The following is an 18,342-nucleotide window of genomic DNA, read 5'->3' as shown; positions in this document are numbered from 1 at the left end:
CGCGGCGGACCCTCAGCCCAGGTTCGTCCACACCACGCGGCCGTCGACGACGGTCGCGACCGCCGCGTCGCACGGCGCGCCCGACGACAGCGCCTGGTACAGCTCGACCAGCATATCGACGACGGAGTCCCACAGCAGGTGGAGCGGCTCACCACCGCCGTACGCCCACACGGCTCCCGCGCGCGGGCCGCGACGGTAGTGGACCGCGTAGCCGTAGCCCCGGCGGTCCGCGATCGGCCACAGGCGCCCCACCCAGGGCGCGCCGTTCTCGGGATCCGCACCCAGCGTGCCCGCCGTCATCGCGGCCTCGAACCGCGTGGCCTGCACGTCAAAGGCCTCTCGGGGCGACAGCAGGTCGACGAACGGAAGCAGTCCCGGGACAGCGGAGAGACCCGTGCGATCCAGGTGCCAGAGCAACGTCCGGACACCCGTCTCGTCGCCGACCCCACAACTGTCGAGGAGTTCGCCCGAGCGGGTCCGCGCGGCCCGCGGGTCGTCCAGCTCACGCGCGGTGGGGGACGCGACGCCCACGAGCTCCGCTATCCCATCGCACAGCTCACCGATCTGCTCGTCCAGCACCACCGACTCGGGCTCCCGTGCGGTGGACCGACGCGGGGTCCGGGCGGTAGGCGCAGCGGCCGGCGCCGCGCCGGCGCCCATCGCGGAACGCAGGGCCCCGAGAGCGCCCTCCATCTCGGCCTCCCAGCGGGCCATCGTCTCGCCCAGGTCGGCAGCGGGCCGCGGCGGCGGCGCGAGGTATCCGGGGAGCCCCTGGACGGGGCCGGCCGGCGGCGGCGTCGCCGGCGGCTCGGACGCGGAGGGCGGCACGGCAGCAGGCGCGACGGCAGGCGGCTCGGGGTCGGCGTCCCGCACGACCGGGATCCGGCCGGTCACGTCGGCGAGCAGGGCCATCCGTGACCGCCGGCCCTCGGCCAACCGGTCCCGTTCGGACCGCGTGAAGGACAGCACGGGCAGCGTGAGCAGCAGCGCGGCCTGCCGACCCGTGAACCCGTGTTCGAGCTTGAGTGCGCGGCGCGCGGCCACCGGCGACTCGGCGTTGCGGATGGTCGCCATGACGCCCTCGATGTCGTCACACGCCACGAGAACTGCTTCGGCCTCGTCCCAGGTACGGCCGACGTCGTCGCCGGGCTCGAACAGACCACCGGCCATTTCTCTGGCACCCACGAGCGGACCCCCTCTTTTCCTGCGGCGGACGAACTCTCGGCCCCCCTGCCGAGCACCACGGCATCGTACGCCTCCGCCCGGCATCCGCTCTGTGCCACCCGACCCGCCGCGGGACCGCGCCCGATACCCGCTTCCCGGCCCGTCGACAGCAGAATCGGCCGAACGTGTCCCACATCTCACCCTGGAGCAAGGTCCTGACCAGCACCTTCCTCCACTATGGGCGAGACCACAGCCGGTCAACACGTTCCGGAAGGGTGACTGTCCGTAGGGTCCAGGGTATGAGTGACCAACTGGCCGTCGAGGACCGGGTGCTGGATGTCCCCGCCCCGGCGATCAGCTCCGCTCCGGACATCGACGAGGCCGCGCAGGGGCGCGGACCGATCGAGATGTCCGGCGTCGCGGTGTTCCCGGCGCCGCTCACGACCCTCGCCGCCGGCGCGCTCGGCGCGCTCCTCGGCTTCGCGACCGTCTACCTGCTCGTGGCCTTCCGGGTGAACCCGCTCTACGGGGCGGGCGTCATCCTGGTGCTGTTCGCCATGGCGCTCTCGGGCCCCAAGCTCCTCTCGGACGCCCGGACGGAGGCGGGTCGCGCCGTGGCCGTGGTCCTGGACGGGATCGCGTTCGGCGGCACGCTCGGCGGGCTGGCCGTCCTGCTCGTCTTCTGACGGCCCGCGGGCGCTGCTCAGCGCCAGCGCAGCCGCTCGGTGAGCGCCTCCACCACGGGCTCCTCGAGCCCGGTGCCCTCGACGAGGTACCGGCGGGCGTCGCCGAACTCCCGCGTCAGGTGATCCAGGGAGCGCCGCAGGTACTCCTCCTCGACGCCGATGAGCACCTCGATCACGGCGAGGTGCTCGGGCATCTCGGCTTCCACGAAGCCGCGGATCGCGGACACGAAGTCCACGGAGTACGTGCGCGTGAGCAGGTAGTCGGCGAGCACGTCCTCCTCGCGGACCCCGGCCAGCAGCTGCAGGACGGCCGACACCCAGCCGGTGCGGTCCTTGCCGGCGGTGCAGTGCACGATCGCCGGCCCGGGCGAGGCGGCCAGCGCATGCACGGCCCGGCCGAAGGCGGCCCGCTCGTCGGCGCCCAACACGAACCGTTCGTAGGTGAGCGCCATCTCGCGGCGCGCGTCCTCGACCCCGATGTCGTCGAACGTCGTGAGCGTGGCGGCCGAGGTGTGCCCGGCGAGCACGTCGACGGCGACGTAGTCGGCCCCGGCCGGGACCACGTCGGGCTGCTTGGCGATCTCGTCCTCGGTCCGCAGGTCCACGACGGCCGTCACGCCGAGGCGCTCGAGGACGTCGAGGTCCTCCTCGCTCACCGCGAGGGCCGTGGACCGGTAGACGACGCCGCGGGACATGGTCCCGTCGGGCACGAGGGGGTACCCGGGCCCGGCCACGTCCCGGAAGTTGTGGACGCTGGTCAGTCGCACGTCGGGAACCGCTCGGTCGTTCACGTTTCCGGACACTAGCCGAACCGACGAGCAGCGCGAGGAGCTGGCCGACCGGTTCCGCCTGCACGGCCGGCGACCGGCGGGGGTGTGACCTGCCCCGACGAGACCCGGACATGGCCGCGGATCTGATTATCAGATAACCTGAGGGCATGCGTACGATCACCGCCACGGAGGCCTCCCGGCGGTTCTCCGACCTCCTCGACGCGATCGAGAGAGGGGAGACCGTCACGGTGACGCGTGGGAACCGTCCGATCGCAGAGATCAGGCCGGCGCCCCGGCGCACCGGCCGCTCGCTCCGCGAGGCACTCGTCGGGACCGAGCCGCCGGACGAGGCCTTCGCCTCGGATGTCGTCGACGCGATCGCCGCCCTCGGAGAGGACACCGACCCGTGGGCCGCAGGCTGATCCTCGACACGGGCGTGCTCATCGCCTACGAGCGTGGAACCCTCGCCCGCCGGGCCTTCGACGAGGACGACCTGGCGATCGCCGCGATCACCGTGGCCGGGTACCGGACGGGTATAGAGCTCGCCGATTCGGCGGAGCGGGCCGCACAGCGCTCGCGCGCCCTGGCCGCGATCGTCGACGCCGTCGAGGTGCTCGACTACACCGCGGCCACCGCCGCACACCACGCCCGCCTCATCGCCCACGCCCGCCGGGCCGGCCGCCCGCGGGGGGCACACGATCTCGTGATCGCGGCCCACGCCGCCCAGACTGAACGCGTCCTCGTGAGTACGGACGCCCTGGCCCGTTTCGGAGACCTGCCGGGCGTCACGGCCCTGGCGCCCGGGTAGTCAGCGCAGGACGCGGATCTGGAACGGGTAGTTCATGGTCCGCCCCTGCGTGGCGCGGACCGTGCCGATGATGTGGCCGATGATCTGACCGAGGTAGGAGATCACCAGCAGGACGATCCCCAACGGAATGCCGATGATCGTGATGATGAGGATCCACCCCACGATGTTCATCACCCACAGGCCGAGGTTGAAGTTGAACGACCCGGCGGCCGCCTGGCGCACGAACGGGCTGCGGTCCTTGTAGAGCAGCCACATGACGAGCGGCCCCACGAGGGATAGCCACCCGGCCGAGAGGACCATGGCGATGAGGCTCGAGGCGTGGGCGAGCGCCGCGGGGGTGCGGTCGTCGGGTCCCGCGGTGCCGGGCTGCTGTCCGTACTGCTGGTGTCCGTACTGCTGGTGTCCGTACTGCGGCTGGCTCATGAGCCCAGTCTCCCCCCGGCGCCCCGCCTGCAGCCACCGGGCCCGCCGCAGCGGGTTCACGCACGTGTCACACGCTGCGCCTACCCTGGCGGCCATGGCCGGTACCGATGCGCAGTCCCCCGACCCCGACGCCCAGCCCGACCCCTTCGAGGAGGCGGTCGCGCCGCTGCGCGATGACGTGCGCTTCCTCGGCACCCTGCTCGGCGACACCGTTCGCGAGCAGGCTGGACAACGCGTGTTCGACCTGGTGGAGACCGCCCGCCGCACCGCGTTCGCCGTCCGCCGCTCCGAGGCCGAGCGAGACGAGGTGGCCGCCCTCTTCCGCAATGTGAGCGCCGCCGAGGCGATCCCGGTGATCCGCGCGTTCTCGCTCTTCGTCCTGCTGGCCAACGTGGCCGAGGACCTGCACCAGGAACGCCGACGGCGCATCCACACGGCCGCCGGAGAACCGCCCCCGGACGGCGATCTGGAGGCCACGTGGACGCGCCTGGCGGGCCTTCTCGAAGAGGCGGGCGGCGGCGAGGGGACGTCCTCGTCGTCGTCACCCACCCGGCTCGACGACGTGCTCCGCACCGCCCGCGTCTCCCCCGTGCTCACCGCGCACCCCACCGAGACCCGCCGCCGCACGGTGTTCGAGCTGACCCGCCGCGTCCACCGGCTCATGCGGCGCCGCGACGCCCTGCGCACCGGCGTCCAGGACCCCGTCGCCGAGGCCGACATCGCGCGCGTAGAGGCCGACCTGCGCCGCGAGGTGCTCACACTGTGGCAGACGGCGATCATCCGCAGCGAGCGACCGCGCATCGAGGACGAGGTCCTGGCCGGGCTGCAGTACCACCAGGCCACGCTGCTCGACGTGATCCCGCCGCTCAACGCCGAGATCGCCGAGCGGCTCGGGTGCACGGACCGTGCCGTGGTGCGCCCCGGGTCGTGGATCGGAGGCGACCGCGACGGCAACCCGTACGTCACCGGCGACGTCGTGCGCTTTGCCACCGGCCGCGCCGCCGAACTCCTCCACGTCCACTACGCCGAACAGCTCCGGCTGCTCGAGCGCGAGCTGTCCATGTCCGCCCGGATCGTCGCGGTGGACCCAGCGCTGGCGGCGCTCGCCGACGCGCTCACCGACACCGAGGCCGAGGAGACCGCCGCTCGCGAGGACGTACCGTTCCGCCAGGCCGTGCGGGTGATCCGCCGTCGACTCGCCGCGCGCGCCCGGGCCACGGGGTCGTCGTTGCCGCCGTCGGTACTGCTGTCCGCGGGGCGGCCCATCGGGAGGGACGACGACGAGCCCTACAACTGGCCCGAGGAGATGCTCGCCGACCTGGACACGATCGACGCCGCGCTCGACGCGGCCGGCTCCGGCAGCCTGCGGTCGCCGCGCCTCCGGGATCTGCGGTGGGCGGTGCGCTCGTTCGGGTTCCACCTCCAGGCGCTGGACATGCGGCAGAACTCCGAGTCGCACGAGGAGCTGCTGAGCGAGCTGTTCGCGATCGCCGGGGTGGCCGAGGACTACGCGGCGCTCGACGAGCCCGAGCGCGTAGAGCTGCTGCTACGCGAGCTCTCGCACGACCGGCCGCTGCTCGGGCCCCGCGCGGAGCTCAGCGAGTCGGCCACCCAGGAGCTGGGGGTGCTGCGCGCGGCCGCCGACGCCGTGGATCTGCTGGGCCCGCAAGTGGTGCCGCACTACATCGTGTCCATGTGCGGGTCGGTCTCGGACCTGCTCGAGCCGGCCGTGCTGCTCAAGGAGGTCGGGCTGTTCTCCGGCCACCCGGACGAGCCGCGCTCGAGCGTGCGCCTCATCCCGCTGCTCGAGACGATCGACGACCTCGCCGCAGGCGCCGGGATCCTCGACGACGCCCTGGCGATTCCGGCCGTGCGGGCGTTGGTCCGCTCGCAGGACGACGTGCTCGAGGTGATGCTCGGCTACTCCGACTCCAACAAGGACGGCGGCTACCTGGCGGCCAACTGGGCGCTGTACGAGGCCGAGCTCGCTCTCGTCGAGGCGGCGGCCCGCGCCGGCGTGCACCTGCGGTTCTTCCACGGCCGCGGCGGCGCGGTGGGGCGGGGCGGTGGCAACTCCTACGACGCGATCGTCGCCCAACCGCCCGGCGCGGTGCAGGGCGCGCTGCGGATCACCGAGCAGGGTGAGGTCATCTCGGCGAAGTACTCCGAGCCCGGCCGTGCGCGCCGCAACCTCGAGGCGCTGGTCGCGGCCACGCTCGAGGCCTCGCTGCTCGACGTCGAGGGCCTGGGCGAGGACGCCGACGAGGCCTACGCCGTGATGTCCGACCTCGCGCGCCTCGGGCGCGCCGCGTACGCCTCGCTCGTGCACGACGACCCCGGGTTCATCGAGTACTTCACCACCTCCACCCCGCTCAGCGAGATCGGCGAGCTCAACATCGGCTCCCGACCCGCCTCCCGCAAGCAGACCTCGACCGTCGACGACCTGCGCGCCATCCCGTGGGTACTGTCGTGGTCGCAGTCGCGCGTCATGCTGCCGGGCTGGTTCGGCGTCGGCACGGCGCTGCGGCAGTGGCTGGAGCCCGATCCCGACGAGCGCCTGGCCACCCTGCGCCGCCTGCACCGCGACTGGCCGTTCTTCCGCACGACCCTGTCCAACCTCGCGCAGGTCATGGCCAAGGCCGACATGGGTCTGGCCGGGCGCTACGCCGAACTGGTGCCCGACGGCGAGGTGGGCCGCCGCATCCACGGGGTCATCTCCGAGGAGTTCGAGCTCACCCGCGAGATGGTCCTGGCGATCACCCAGCAGGAGACGCTGTTACACGACAACCCGGCGCTCGCGCGCTCGGTCCGCAACCGCTTCCCCTACCTCGAACCGCTCAACGTACTGCAGGTGGAGCTCCTGCGGCGCTATCGCGCGGGCGACCAGGACCCCGACGTTCGCACCGGCATCCAGCTCACGATGAACGGCCTGGCCACGGCCCTGCGTAACGCAGGTTAGACCCCGGCGGGCAACAGCGCTATCGCCTACCAACAGCGTCCATGCACAGTGCTGGTGGGCGAGAGCGCTGTTGGTCGCTGTTACCGCACCCCTTCGCCGCCGGCGAGGCGCCGCTCGACGCGTTCGACCTTGCCCCGCAGCTCACCGTTGCGGCCGGGCCGCAGGTCGGCCTTGAGCACGAGGCTCACCCGTGGCGACACGGCGAGTACCGCGTCGGTGGCGGCCTTGACGACCGGCATCACCTCGTCCCACTCGCCCTCGATCGTGGTGAACATGGCGGTGGTCTCGTGTGGCAGCCCGGATTCGCGGACCACGCGGATGGCCTCGGCGACAGCGGCGCTCATCGAAGCGCCGGCGTCGTCGGTGGTGGTGGGGGCGACGGAGAAGGCGAACAGCATGCCCCCACCGTAGGTCCGCCGCGTCAGTGCCGCGAGGGCTCGGGCGGGGCGCGCAGCTGGGAGATCGTGAGCGGGATCAGCGCGAGGCAGGCGAGCGCCCCGGCGGCGATCCACGGGGCGGGCCCGCCCGCCGGCGAGAGCAGGGCGATGACGTACGGCGTGGACATCCCCAGGTAGGTGATCACGTAGAAGACGGCCACGAGTCCGGCGTGGTCGCGCGGCCCGGACTGCAGCTCGACCTCGACCAGCCCTGCCACGAGCAGCGTTCCGTAGGCGGCGCCGAGCAGCACTGCGACCGGGACGAGGAGCAGCGCCCGGCCCGGCAGCCCCGGCATCGCGACCAAGCAAGCGCCGATACCCATACCCAGCGCGGCGGCCGTGAGTCCGGCGACGGGCAGCCGGGCCGGGTCCGAGGCCGCCGCGAGCCGCCGCGCGGCAGGCTGGACAAGCACGCCCGCGCCAAGGGTGATGCCCACGATCGCACCGGCGAACGCGGTGGGGCGACCGGCGGCGTCCTCGCCCAGCTGGTCGGCGAGCACGGCGAACGACATGCTGGCGCAGGTGAACACCAGCGGTGCCCAGGGGGCGACGCCGAGGAGGAAGCGGCGGGTGCGGGCGGTCGCGGGGACGAGCGCGGATGGGTGCCGCTCGCCGTGGGGGACGTAGGGGTCAACGGCCCGCCACGCGGCCGCCACCGCGACCACGCCCAGCACGAGGTGCGGAACGTAAGCGCTGACCAGCGGCGCGGGTGCGACCTCCCCGACGAGGCCGGCGACGAGCCCGCCGAGGCCGAATCCCCCCGAGAGTGCGACGGCCGCCCGGCGCGCGCCGGTCCCGGGCGGCGCGCCGGCGCTCAGCTCGCGGACCCACGCGCTGCCGGCCCCGAACGCCGCCCCGGAGGCCACGCCCGCGAGGAACCGGCCGAGGTAGAGCCATGCCGGGTGCCACGGCCCGGCCAGCATGAGCACGGTGGCGACCAGCGAGAGCACGAGCACCGGCCGCATGAGCACGCGCCTGCCGTGGGCGTCGGACCATCGCCCGGCCACGAGCAGGGCAGGCAGCAGGCCCACGATGTAGACGCTGAAGACCGCGGTGACCGACGACTGCCCGAGCCCCTGCTCGACGCGGTACAGGTGCAGCAGGGGCGCGAACTGGTTGGCGCCCCAGCCCACGGCGAACATCGCGAGCGCCGCCCGCAGCCAGGCACGGTCCGGCTGTTGCCGTGCCGCGCCGAGTCCGTCCATGCCGCCGAACCTAGCCGCCGTGTCGCACGCCGGTACCGCGACCGGTGCCGCCACCCCCGGCCGACCGGCTTCCCCCGCACTCCGGCGAGCGAGAGTCCGGGGGCGGGGGAGTCCAGGGGCGGGGGGAGTCCAGGGGCGGGGGGCGGTACGCCGTCACGATGCTCTGGGTTTTCGCTCACTCGCTCACTCGGCACGCGATCCCGGCAGTCCCATCATCATCACCCGTCCACCTGTTCTCACAGGCCACAGGCCAGGCGGCGGTCAACGCACACAAAGTGCGCGAGTAGGCCCGGTAGACCGCGCGAGTCTGCGCACCGAATCCGATTCGCGCAGCCCTGAACAGGCGTCTCGCACACATCCCGGCCACCTGCGGGCACAGCGGCCTCCTCCGGTGCGCTCTCTGGGACCCGGTCTCCTCAGGCGAGCGCCGGGTACAGTCCGCTACCAGCGCGTTCTCTTTCCCTGACCTCCCGGCCCACCCCGCGTCCTGTGCGCGAGTGAGCGATTTGCCGGAGCGTCCCGAACGGCGGTGCCGGGCGAACCCGACCCGCCCCCGGGTAGCGTCGGCCCAGCGCAGCCCTCCGCAGCGCCGGCCCAGCGCAGCCCTCCGCAGCGCAGCACCGGTGCGGAACGGCGCCCGCCCCGCGGTCAGCGTCCCAGCAGCGCCGCGCCGGCGAATACCGCCCCCAACACCACGAACAACCCGCTCACCACGAGGTCGATCCACGGCAGGGCCCGGCCGATCCGGCGATACACCCGCGGGTGCGAGGCCGCCAGCGCCAACCCGCAGAACCACGCGAACGCCACCGCGACCATCCCGGCGACCAGCAGGACGGACGCCCCCGCCGAGACCTCGCCGGTGAGGAACGGGGTGAGAATTGCGCCAAAAAAGACGAGCGCCTTGGGATTGGCGAGGTTGGTGGCCAGGCCCCGCAGCAGATCTCCGCGGGCGCTCGCCGGAGCCGAACCTGGATCGGCGGCAGCGTCGCCGTTGCCGTCGTCGGAGCAGCTGCGGCCCTCGTCGTCGTCACCGCGCCCCCGGACCCTCCACCATCCCCGCAGGCCGAGCGCGCCGAGGGTCGCCAGGAGCCCGCCGCCGGCGACCTGGAGCACCGTCATCAGGCCCGGCTGCACACCGACCAGCGCGGCGAGGCCGGCGAAGGCCGCGACGATCCACACGGTGATCCCCGCGACCACACCGACGGCCGCGGCGACCCCGTGGCGGCGGCCGGCGAGGGCCCGCTGCAGGACGACGGCGAGGTCCGGGCCCGGCGAGGCGACCGCCACCGCCCATACCCCGAACAGCGCCGCGACCTGCGACGTCGTCACCCGGCGGCCTCCAGGGCGAGCAGCCGCTGCTTCACCTCGAGTCCGCCGCGGAAACCTCCGAGCCCGCCGTCCGAGCGCAGGACCCGGTGGCACGGCCACACGAGCGGCAGCGGGTTGGTGGCGCAGGCGGTGCCCACGGCCCGCACCGCGCCCGGCCGGCCGAGGTCGGTGGCGAGCTGTGTGTAGGTGGCCGTGTGCCCGTAGGGGATGGTCGCGAGGTGAGCCTGTACCTGCCCGCGGAAGCCGGTGGACAGGGCGGTGTCGAGCGGCAGGTCGAAGGCGCGGCGGCGGCCATCGAGATACTCGACGATCTGCCCCGTGGCGTCATCCAGCACACCGGCGGCGGGATCGGGGTGAGCAGCGAGGCCGACGGCTTCCGTGGCATCGTCACGCCGCACCGACGCGCCGAGGTGGGCGGCGAGGGTCGCGGGCAGCGCCGCGGTGTCCTCGACCTCGAAGCCCACATAGGCCAGCCCCCGCGGAGTCGCGGCCAGGAGCAGGTCGCCGATCGGCGAGCCCACCACGCGGTAGGCGGCCCCGGGCTCGGTCCCGGTCGCGCGCTCGGCCCCGGGCTCGACCACTCGCTCGGTCATGGCGCCCCCTCAGGTTTGGCACACGCCAGTGTGCCGAATCGCGCGGCGTGAGCACACATCGACGTGAGCTCGCGCCGTCAGAGCCGGGAGACGGTCTGTGCCACGCCGGGTTCGTAGCCGGCCTCGGTGAGCAGCTCGCGCACCCGGGGGATGACACGACGGCCGTAAAGGTCGATCGAGGCCATGAGGTCCTCGTGCGGGGTGGGCCCGCTCGCGTACTTGAGGTCGAAGCGGTCCAGGCCGAGCGTGCGGACAGTGGTGGCGATCTTCTGCGCGACCGTCTCCGGTGAGCCCACGTACAGCGCTCCCGAGCGGACCTCGCGGTGGAACTCGGCCTCGCCGGCGTCGCCCCACCCGCGCTCGCGGCCGATGCGGTTGCGGTTGTCCAGCCAGTGCGGGAGCGCGAGGCGGGCGGCGGCGTCGTCGGTCTCGGCGACCAGGCCCGGGGAGTGCACGGCGATCGGCAGGCGGCCGGTGCCGAACCGCCCGCACGCCTCCCGGTAGAGGTCTGCGAAGGGCGCGAAGCGGCCGGCGGGCCCGCCGATGATCGCCAGCATGAGCGGGAACCCGTACCGGGCCGCGCGGACCACGGACTCGGGGCTGCCACCCACGGCGATCCACGCTGAGAGACCGCCCTCGGTCTCGGGGTAGACGCGCTGGTCGACGAGCGGCGGCCGCAGCTCGCCGGACCACGTGACGGGCTCCTCCGGCAGGAGTGCGGCGAAGAGGTCGAGCTTCTCGGAGAAGAGCTGCTCGTACTGTGCGAGGTCATAGCCGAAGAGGGGGAAGGACTCGGTGAACGAGCCGCGGCCCAGCACCACCTCGGCCCGGCCGTTCGAGAGCGCGTCGATCGTGGAGAAGCGCTGGAAAACGCGGATGGGGTCGTCGCTGGAGAGCACGGTGACGGCCGAGCCGAGGGTCATGCGCTCCGTGCGGGTCGCGATGCCGGCCAGCACTACGTCAGGCGCGGAGACGGCGAAGTCGGGCCGGTGGTGCTCGCCGATGCCGAACGCGTCCACGCCCACGGAGTCGGCGAGCACCGCCTGTTCCACCAGGTCGCGGATCACCTGGGCGTGCGGAACGGGCTCGCCGGCGCGGTCCACGGTCACGTCGCCGAAGGTGTCCAGCCCAAAGGCGACGGCCGCGGCGGGGGAGGGAAGGGACGACGACGAGGCGTGCGCTGCGGTGCTCATCCCCCCACCGTAGTTGACGCATCAACCACGCGCCAGGTGTGCGGCGAGGTCGAGGTGCCAGCCCAGTGCGAGATCGCACCTGACGCCCCGAGAGCGCCGCTGCGGGGCATGATGGAGGGAGCCGTCCGGTCCGCCCCGGACGCACCCGCCCGAGCAGAGAGGACGCCATGAGCACCACCGATCACGGCCCGAACCCCTACGTCGTCAACATCGAGGACGAGACCCTGGGCAACACCAACTACCGGACCACGCTGTGGACCGGCAAGTACATGCAGATGACCGTCATGGCGATCGCGCCGGGCGACGACATCGGACTCGAGGTCCACGAGGACCACGACCAGTTCCTCCGCGTCGAGCAGGGACGCGGCCGCGTCCAGATGGGCCCGGCGAAGGACCAGCTGGACTTCACCGAGGAGGTGGGTGACGACTGGGTGATCCTCGTGCCCGCCGGCTCGTGGCACAACGTCACCAACATCGGCGACGAGCCGCTCAAGGTGTACTCGCTCTACGCGCCCGCCGAACACCCGCACGGCACGGTCCACCCGACCAAGGCCGACTCGGAGGCCGACGAGCACGACCACTGAGCCCGGGGCGCGGTAGGTCTCGCGACCACGGGGTCGGCCGCGCTCCGCGTCACCGCAGGACCGCGCTCAACGCCTCCGCCAGGTCCTCCCGCGTCCCCACCCCGATGCGCCGGCACGCCCGCATGACGTGCCCCTCGACCGTCCGCACGGACAGGCCCAGCTCCTCGGCGATCCGCCGGTTGGTCATCCCCCGCGAGACGAGCTGCGCGGTTTCGCGCTCCCGCGGGGTGAGGTCGGCGACCCCGGACAGCAGCTGGAGCGACGGCACCCGTGGCGCGCCGGACTCGGCAGAGAGTTCGCGGGCGATGGCGGCCGCCTCCACGGACCGGGCGGTCAGCCCCTCGGCACGGTAGGCCTGCGCCAGACGGACGTAGAGGGCGATCGCGAAGACCCGGATGCCGCGCCTTCGGTAGTCCTCCGCGAGTCGCCGCTGGACCCCGCGGTCCCCGGAGAGCACGGCCTCCCGGTACCGGCGGAGCTCCCCGAGGCCGAACTCCGGGCCGGACGCCGTGTCGACCGCGCGCGCGGCCTCCTCGCCGCCGACCCGGATGAGCTCCATCGCGAACGACACCGCGAGCCCGGACTGCCCGCGTTCGGCCGCCGCGCGGCAGGCCTCGGTGAGGTGGCCGACCGCCTCCTCGCCCCCGTCGGTCGCCCACGCCCGCGTGGCCGCCGCCGACGCCGCGAACAGGCCCCACTCGGCCGGGATCCGCTCGACCTCGGCCCCGACCAGGGCCCGCCCGGCTGTGTCGCCGAGGAAGTCGCTCACGATCGCGAGCCCACACAGGGCGTAGACGGCCCAGCCGGTCCAGGGCTCGTCGGCGAACTCGGCGACGACGGAGGTGAATCGCCGGCGCGCGCGCTCGAGCTCCCCGGCCGCGATGTCGGAGATCGCGCAGGCCCCGACCGCCACCGCGCTCAGGCGCGGCCGGAACCTGTACCTGCGACGCAGGGCGTCCGCAAGCGCCGCGGACTCCTCGATCCGCCCGCCCAGTAACAGCCCGTAGGTCTCGAACAGCGCGACGGCGGCCGCGATCCGCGGGTCGGTGGCCTCGAGGGTGCGCAGCGCCCCGGCCGCGGTCCGGACGTCCTCGTGGTTCCCGGAGAGGGCCGCGACGGCGAGGTCGTGCAGATCCCGCGCCGGGTCCGCCTCCGCGGGGTGGGCGGCCCCCATGTCGTCCGTGTGCGGCAGGCACATCCCCGACCGGGCGAGGACCTCCAAGGCAGTGACCCCGGGCGTTCTCCCGGGCTCCCACGGCCCGTCGAACAGCAGGGCGTCGGCCGGCAGGTCCGCCGGGGGCCGCAGGGGGACGGTGTCGTCCGCCCCGATTCGCGCGGCCGCGGCGTCCACCTGCCCGAGGCGGTGCCGCCGCAGTCCCGGGTCCATTTCCGCGACCCGGCGGTGGCGGGCCAGCTCGGGCACGTGGTGCAGGATCGACCCGTCGTCATCGGGGAGGAGTTCCCCCTCGGCGATGAGGTCCTCGACGGCTTCCTCGCCGCCGAGTTCGACGAGCACCGCGTAGGGCAGGCCGTCGGCGAGCGCGGCGCCGTCGAGGATCCGCGCCACCGCCGCCGTCTCGCGGCCCATGGCGTCGAGGTAGAGGTCCGCCCGGCTCAGCGGGATCTCGCCGCGGAGCCGGAGCACGCCGTGCCGAATCGCGAACAGCGACGCGTCGAGGGCGTCGTCGACCACGGCGCGCAGCACGCCCACGGCACCGCCCGAGAGCAAGTGCAGCCGGGCCACGGTGTGCTCCTCGGCGATCACCGGCCACCGCGCCTCGAGCATCCAGGCCACGTCGGCCTCGGTGAGCGGCGCCAGAACGCGCCGATCGGTGCCGGCCGCGCGTAGCGCGCGCAGGACCTCGGGCGCGAGCTCGTCGTGGGGCGAGGACGAGGCCAGGACCATCGCCCCCGGGGTGGTGAGGGCGGCGAGCACCTCCGCGGGCGGGACGCTGTCGAGGTCGTCGAGGAGCACCGTCGCAGCCCCGCGGCGCCGGCCGGCGCCCGCCCCCGCGGCGAGCCGACGCAGGGCATGCGACTTCCCACTCCCCGGCGGCCCGACGATCCACGTGCACCGTCGTTCCGGGGGTCTCTCGATCCCGGGTCGCGAGAGCCACGACCACGGGCTCGACGCGTCCGGCCGCGTCTCGGTGTCCACTTTCGCCCTCCCAGAGGATCGAACCCGGTGGGTCCGTCCCCTAATCATGAACCGTTCCGCGGGCCCCTCCACCGTGTTCGCACAAAACACATGAGCAGATTCCCACCCGGGTCGGTGCTGCTCAGCGGATCGGGATCCGGACGACCCGCGCCCGAGCGTTTGACGGCCGTCAACACCGGGACATAGTGTGATCTGCGCCATAGTTGTCCGGCCGGAGAGGTGCCCATGTCCCCGTCCCCTTCCGTCGCCGTCATCGGCGCCGGCATCAGCGGCCTCACCTCGCTCAAGATGCTCGGCGACTACGGGATCGACGCCGTCGGCTTCGAGGCCTCGGACCGGATCGGCGGCAACTGGGCCTTTGGCAACCCCAACGGCAGCTCGAGCGCGTACCGCTCGCTGCACATCGACACGTCCAAGCACCAGTTGAGCTTCCGCGACTTCCCGATGCCGGACGAGTTCCCCGACTTCCCGCACCACACGCAGATCAAGCAGTACCTCGACGCCTACGCGGAGGCCTTCGAGCTGCTGCCGGCGATCGAGTTCGGCAACCGGGTGCTCCACGCCGAGCGCTTGCCCGATGGCGGCTGGGAGCTCACCACCGAGCGCACGGGGACCCGCCGGTTCGACGCGCTCGTGGTGGGCAACGGGCACCACTGGGACCCGCGCTTCGCGGACCTGCCGGGCGAGTTCACCGGCGAGATGATCCACTCCCACGCCTACGTTGACCCGTGGGACCCGCTGCACCTCATGGACAGGCGGATCCTGGTGATCGGGATCGGCAACAGCGCCGCCGACATCGCGGTGGAGTTGTCGAGCCGGGTCATGCGCAACGAGGTGGTCCTGTCCACCCGGTCCAGCGCGTGGATCGTGCCCAAGTACCTGGCCGGGCAGCCCGCCGACAAGCTGTTCGCCACCTCGCCGTGGATCCCGTACGCGTGGCAGCGCAAGGTCATCCAGAAGCTGCAGCCGATGACCGCCGGCCGGCCCGAGAACTACGGCCTGCCCACGCCCAACCACCGGTTCTTCGAGGCCCACCCCACGCAGTCGGTGGAGTTGCCGCTGCGCCTGGGTTCCGGTGACCTCACGGCTAAGGGGGACATCGCGCGGGTGGACGGGCGCACCGTGCACTTCGCCGACGGCACGAGTGCGGACTTCGACGTCGTCATCCAGGCCACCGGCTACACCACGTCCTTCCCGTTCTTCGACCCGGAGTTCCTCTCCGCCGACGCCCACAACCACATACCCCTCTACAAGAGGATGTTCTCGCCGGGGATCGACGACCTCGTCCTCGTGGGCTTCGCCCAGTCCACGCCCACCCTCTTCCCCTTCGTCGAGGCCCAGGCCCGGCTCGTGGCGGCGTGGGCCGCCGGGCTGTACCGGACGCCGCCGGTGGCGGAGATGGAGCGGGTGATCGTGGCCGACGAGAAGAAGTACATCGGCCACATGCTCGACACCCCTCGCCACCAGCAGCAGGTCGACTACTTCCTCTACGAACACGACCTGAGGACCAGGGAGATCCCGGCGGGTCGCGAGCGCGCGCGGCGCCTGGGAGGCATGATCCGCTCGGAGAAGGAGGTCGCATGAACGCGGGCAGGTCGGACACGGTCGGGCCGAACGGAGCCGCCGGGACGGGCAACGGGGGGTCACCGCGGGGTGACCAGCGCCGAGAGGCCCTGCTCCGGGCGCTCGATGAGCAGTTGCGGGTCCGCAAGCTCGACGATATCTCGGTGGCGGACCTCACCGACACGGCCGGGATCACCCGGTCGGCGTTCTACTTCTACTTCGAGTCCAAGGCCGCGGCCGTGACGGTCCTCCTGGCGGACGTCCAGTACCAGGCGGAGGACTCCACCGCTTCCCTCGTCTCCGGCGAGGGTACGTTCCGCGAGCGGATGGCTGCGGGCATGGAGCGGCTCGCCGACCGCGTGGTCGAGAACGCGCACCTGTACCGCGCCCTGCTCACGGCCCGGAACACCCACGACCCGACGCGGTCTATGTGGGACGGCGGCCGGGTGCTCCTCGCCGAGTCCATCGCCGACTTCATCCGCGCCGAGCGCGCCGCGGGCCGCGCGCCCGACGGGCCGGACGCGCAGATGCTCGCCGAGTCGCTCATCCGGATCAACGAGTCCGTCCTCGAGTGCCTCGCCTACAACCCGGACGATCCGCGCGAACCGCTCCTGCCCACCGCCGCGGACATGTGGGTCCGCGCCGTCTACGGCCGACCCGACCCGGAGGTCGACCGCCCGGCCGGCGGATCCCCCCCGTGACCGACCGTCTCGCCGCCGTCGACCTCGCCTTCCCGTCCGGGACGGGCGCGGCCGCCGCCGAGTGCCGGGGGTGGTTCCTCCCCGCGCGCGGCGCCACCGCGGACCGACCGGCCCCCTGCGTGGTGCTGGCACACGGACTCGGCGGGACCGCGGACTCCGGGCTGAGGCCGTTCGCCGAGGCCTTCGCGGACGCGGGCTACGCCGCGCTGGGCTTCGACTACCGCGGCTTCGGCCGCTCGGCCGGCGCACCGCGCCAGGTCGTCTCCCCCGCCCGCCAGCAGGAGGACTACCGGGCCGCGATCGCCGCGGTGACCGCCCGGCCGGAGGTGGACGCGGACCGGATCATCCTGTGGGGCTGCTCGCTCTCCGGAGGTCACGTGCTCGAGGTGGCCCGCGGCCGGACCGACGTGGCCGCCGTCGTCTCCGTGATCCCGCTGGTCGACGGGCGAGCCGCCGCCGTCACCGCCGTCCGGCAGCACCGGCCCTCGGCGCTGCTGCGCTCGACCGGGTCCGCGCTGGCCGCCAAGGTCGCCTCCGCGCTGGGCCGGCCCGAGCCGACGGTGCCGCTCGTCGGCCCACCCGGCTCGGCCGCCCTGCTCTCTCTCGAGGGCTACGAGGAGGCCTACACGTCCGTGGCGGGGCCGACGTGGCGCAACGAGGTCGGGGCGGGTATCGGTGCGGACCTGGGCTCGTTCCGGCCCGGCGCCCACGCCGCGGACCTGGCGGGGATCCCCGTGCTCGTCCAGATCGCGGACCTGGACCGTAGCGCGCCCCCGCACGCGGCCGCCGAGGCCGCGTTCGCCGCGCGAGCCGAGGTCCGGCACTACCCGGGCGACCACTTCGACCTCTTCCCCGGGCGGCCGTGCCACCGCCGCGCGGTCGAGCACGCCCTGCTCTTCCTGCGCCGCCACGTGCCCACGCGACCGAGATAGCTGACGCATCACCCAGTTGTGACCGACTCCACACCGCCCACTTGTTGACGTGTCATCCTTTCTGGCCTACGGTGAGAACCACACAAGGCAAGACCAACCGACACACCACAGACCACGAGGAGTCACCATGACCACCGCCACCCCCGCCGCCGTCACCGATCTCTCCGGCACCTGGACCCTGGACCCCACCCACACCCGGATGGGCTTCGTCACCCGCCACGCGATGGTCACCAAGGTCCGCGGCGGCTTCAACGAGTTCACCGGCACCGCCACGGTCCCGGCCGAGGGCGTCGAGGGCGCGACCATCGAGGTCACGATCCAGGCCGCCTCGATCGACACCCGCAACGCCGACCGCGACGCTCACCTCAAGACCAACGACTTCTTCGACATGGAGAACTACCCGGAGATCACCTTCCGCTCCACCAAGGTCACCGCGAAGGGCGCCGACGAGCTCGAGGTCACCGGCGACCTCACCATCAAGGGCCAGACCAAGTCCGTGACGGTCCCGTTCGAGTTCGAGGGCGCCGCCACCGACCCGTTCGGCAACCTCCGCGCCGGCTTCGAGGGCAAGACGGTCATCAACCGCAACGACTTCGGCCTCACCTGGAACGCCGCGCTCGAGACCGGCGGCGTGCTGGTCTCGGAGAAGATCACGCTCGAGTTCGAGGTCTCGGCCATCAAGCAGGCCTGATCCCCCGAATCGGCCCGGCCCCCCGCCTGCAGAAGGTGGGGGGCCGGTGTCCGTCGACGGTGCGGCGGACCTAGGAGACTGCTGAACAAGGCGCTATTGGGGTTGGCGGTCGTGTGAGCGGCGGGCCCGGGCGTCACCGGTGGGAT

The 18,342-nt window shown here is 73.0% G+C and carries 18 protein-coding genes; 9 read left to right on the top strand and 9 right to left on the bottom strand.

What is annotated here, in order from left to right; translation table 11 throughout:
- Positions 1–12 precede the first annotated feature (12 nt).
- Positions 13–1,185: a DNA gyrase subunit A gene (locus ACH0BZ_RS06390; RefSeq protein ID WP_406897152.1), complete on the bottom strand. Its 1,173-nt coding sequence runs from the start codon at positions 1,183–1,185 to the stop codon at positions 13–15.
- Positions 1,186–1,463: 278 nt separating this feature from the next.
- Here ACH0BZ_RS06390 and ACH0BZ_RS06385 point away from each other — a divergent pair, with 278 nt between their 5' ends.
- A complete protein-coding gene (locus tag ACH0BZ_RS06385) occupies positions 1,464–1,850 on the top strand; it encodes a hypothetical protein (protein WP_406897151.1) in 387 nt (128 codons plus the stop codon).
- Positions 1,851–1,867: 17 nt separating this feature from the next.
- Here the strand turns inward: ACH0BZ_RS06385 and ACH0BZ_RS06380 are convergent, their stop codons facing one another.
- On the bottom strand, positions 1,868–2,641 hold the full coding sequence (locus ACH0BZ_RS06380) for a tyrosine-protein phosphatase (protein ID WP_406897150.1): 774 nt from the start codon (positions 2,639–2,641) through the stop codon (positions 1,868–1,870).
- 146 nt (positions 2,642–2,787) lie between these two features.
- On the opposite strand from ACH0BZ_RS06380, the gene ACH0BZ_RS06375 reads away from it, so the two are divergent.
- Both ACH0BZ_RS06375 and ACH0BZ_RS06370 read left to right on the top strand, forming a co-directional pair.
- Positions 2,788–3,042 (top strand): type II toxin-antitoxin system Phd/YefM family antitoxin, encoded by a 255-nt coding sequence (locus ACH0BZ_RS06375; RefSeq protein ID WP_406897149.1) that lies wholly within the window; start codon positions 2,788–2,790, stop codon positions 3,040–3,042.
- Positions 3,027–3,428, top strand: a complete 402-nt coding sequence (locus tag ACH0BZ_RS06370) for a PIN domain-containing protein (protein WP_406897148.1) — start codon at positions 3,027–3,029, stop codon at positions 3,426–3,428. Before ACH0BZ_RS06375 ends, ACH0BZ_RS06370 begins: the two co-directional genes overlap by 16 nt.
- On the opposite strand, the gene ACH0BZ_RS06365 is transcribed toward ACH0BZ_RS06370, so the two are convergent.
- The gene (locus ACH0BZ_RS06365; RefSeq protein WP_406897147.1) at positions 3,429–3,851 is read right to left on the bottom strand and encodes a DUF4870 domain-containing protein; all 423 of its coding nucleotides are present in this window, start codon (positions 3,849–3,851) and stop codon (positions 3,429–3,431) included.
- 94 nt (positions 3,852–3,945) lie between these two features.
- Here ACH0BZ_RS06365 and ppc point away from each other — a divergent pair, with 94 nt between their 5' ends.
- On the top strand, positions 3,946–6,810 hold the full coding sequence (gene ppc / locus ACH0BZ_RS06360; protein WP_406897146.1) for a phosphoenolpyruvate carboxylase: 2,865 nt from the start codon (positions 3,946–3,948) through the stop codon (positions 6,808–6,810).
- An 80-nt stretch (positions 6,811–6,890) separates the two neighbouring features.
- Here the strand turns inward: ppc and ACH0BZ_RS06355 are convergent, their stop codons facing one another.
- The 5 genes from ACH0BZ_RS06355 to ACH0BZ_RS06335 form a co-directional block, all read right to left on the bottom strand.
- A complete protein-coding gene (locus ACH0BZ_RS06355) occupies positions 6,891–7,208 on the bottom strand; it encodes an MTH1187 family thiamine-binding protein (protein WP_406897145.1) in 318 nt (105 codons plus the stop codon).
- Between the two features lie 23 nt (positions 7,209–7,231).
- Positions 7,232–8,452: an MFS transporter gene (locus ACH0BZ_RS06350; protein WP_406897144.1), complete on the bottom strand. Its 1,221-nt coding sequence runs from the start codon at positions 8,450–8,452 to the stop codon at positions 7,232–7,234.
- Between the two features lie 648 nt (positions 8,453–9,100).
- Positions 9,101–9,781, bottom strand: a complete 681-nt coding sequence (locus ACH0BZ_RS06345; protein WP_406897143.1) for a LysE family translocator — start codon at positions 9,779–9,781, stop codon at positions 9,101–9,103.
- Positions 9,778–10,374, bottom strand: a complete 597-nt coding sequence (locus ACH0BZ_RS06340) for a methylated-DNA--[protein]-cysteine S-methyltransferase (protein ID WP_406897142.1) — start codon at positions 10,372–10,374, stop codon at positions 9,778–9,780. The genes ACH0BZ_RS06345 and ACH0BZ_RS06340 overlap by 4 nt, the downstream gene beginning before the upstream one ends.
- 77 nt (positions 10,375–10,451) lie before the next feature.
- Positions 10,452–11,567, bottom strand: a complete 1,116-nt coding sequence (locus tag ACH0BZ_RS06335; protein WP_406897141.1) for an LLM class flavin-dependent oxidoreductase — start codon at positions 11,565–11,567, stop codon at positions 10,452–10,454.
- Between the two features lie 167 nt (positions 11,568–11,734).
- On the opposite strand from ACH0BZ_RS06335, the gene ACH0BZ_RS06330 reads away from it, so the two are divergent.
- Complete coding sequence (locus ACH0BZ_RS06330) at positions 11,735–12,151, top strand: cupin domain-containing protein (RefSeq protein ID WP_406897140.1); 417 nt, start codon at positions 11,735–11,737, stop codon at positions 12,149–12,151.
- Positions 12,152–12,200: 49 nt separating this feature from the next.
- On the opposite strand, the gene ACH0BZ_RS06325 is transcribed toward ACH0BZ_RS06330, so the two are convergent.
- Positions 12,201–14,126: a LuxR C-terminal-related transcriptional regulator gene (locus ACH0BZ_RS06325; RefSeq protein WP_406897139.1), complete on the bottom strand. Its 1,926-nt coding sequence runs from the start codon at positions 14,124–14,126 to the stop codon at positions 12,201–12,203.
- Positions 14,127–14,534: 408 nt separating this feature from the next.
- On the opposite strand from ACH0BZ_RS06325, the gene ACH0BZ_RS06320 reads away from it, so the two are divergent.
- From ACH0BZ_RS06320 to ACH0BZ_RS06305, 4 genes are all read left to right on the top strand, one after another.
- Positions 14,535–15,893, top strand: coding sequence for a flavin-containing monooxygenase (locus tag ACH0BZ_RS06320; RefSeq protein WP_406897138.1), 1,359 nt, complete (start codon positions 14,535–14,537; stop codon positions 15,891–15,893).
- Complete coding sequence (locus tag ACH0BZ_RS06315; RefSeq protein ID WP_406897137.1) at positions 15,890–16,573, top strand: TetR/AcrR family transcriptional regulator; 684 nt, start codon at positions 15,890–15,892, stop codon at positions 16,571–16,573. The genes ACH0BZ_RS06320 and ACH0BZ_RS06315 overlap by 4 nt, the downstream gene beginning before the upstream one ends.
- Complete coding sequence (locus ACH0BZ_RS06310) at positions 16,570–17,505, top strand: alpha/beta hydrolase (protein ID WP_406897136.1); 936 nt, start codon at positions 16,570–16,572, stop codon at positions 17,503–17,505. Before ACH0BZ_RS06315 ends, ACH0BZ_RS06310 begins: the two co-directional genes overlap by 4 nt.
- Before the next feature lie 127 nt (positions 17,506–17,632).
- Positions 17,633–18,196, top strand: a complete 564-nt coding sequence (locus tag ACH0BZ_RS06305) for a YceI family protein (RefSeq protein ID WP_406897135.1) — start codon at positions 17,633–17,635, stop codon at positions 18,194–18,196.
- Positions 18,197–18,342: the final 146 nt, after the last annotated feature.

It is taken from the genome of Dietzia sp. 179-F 9C3 NHS (genome assembly GCF_045369825.1).
Taxonomy (GTDB): domain Bacteria; phylum Actinomycetota; class Actinomycetes; order Mycobacteriales; family Mycobacteriaceae; genus Dietzia.
Note: the sequence above shows the minus strand (reverse complement) of the source record. Positions and strands in the feature narration are given on the sequence as shown.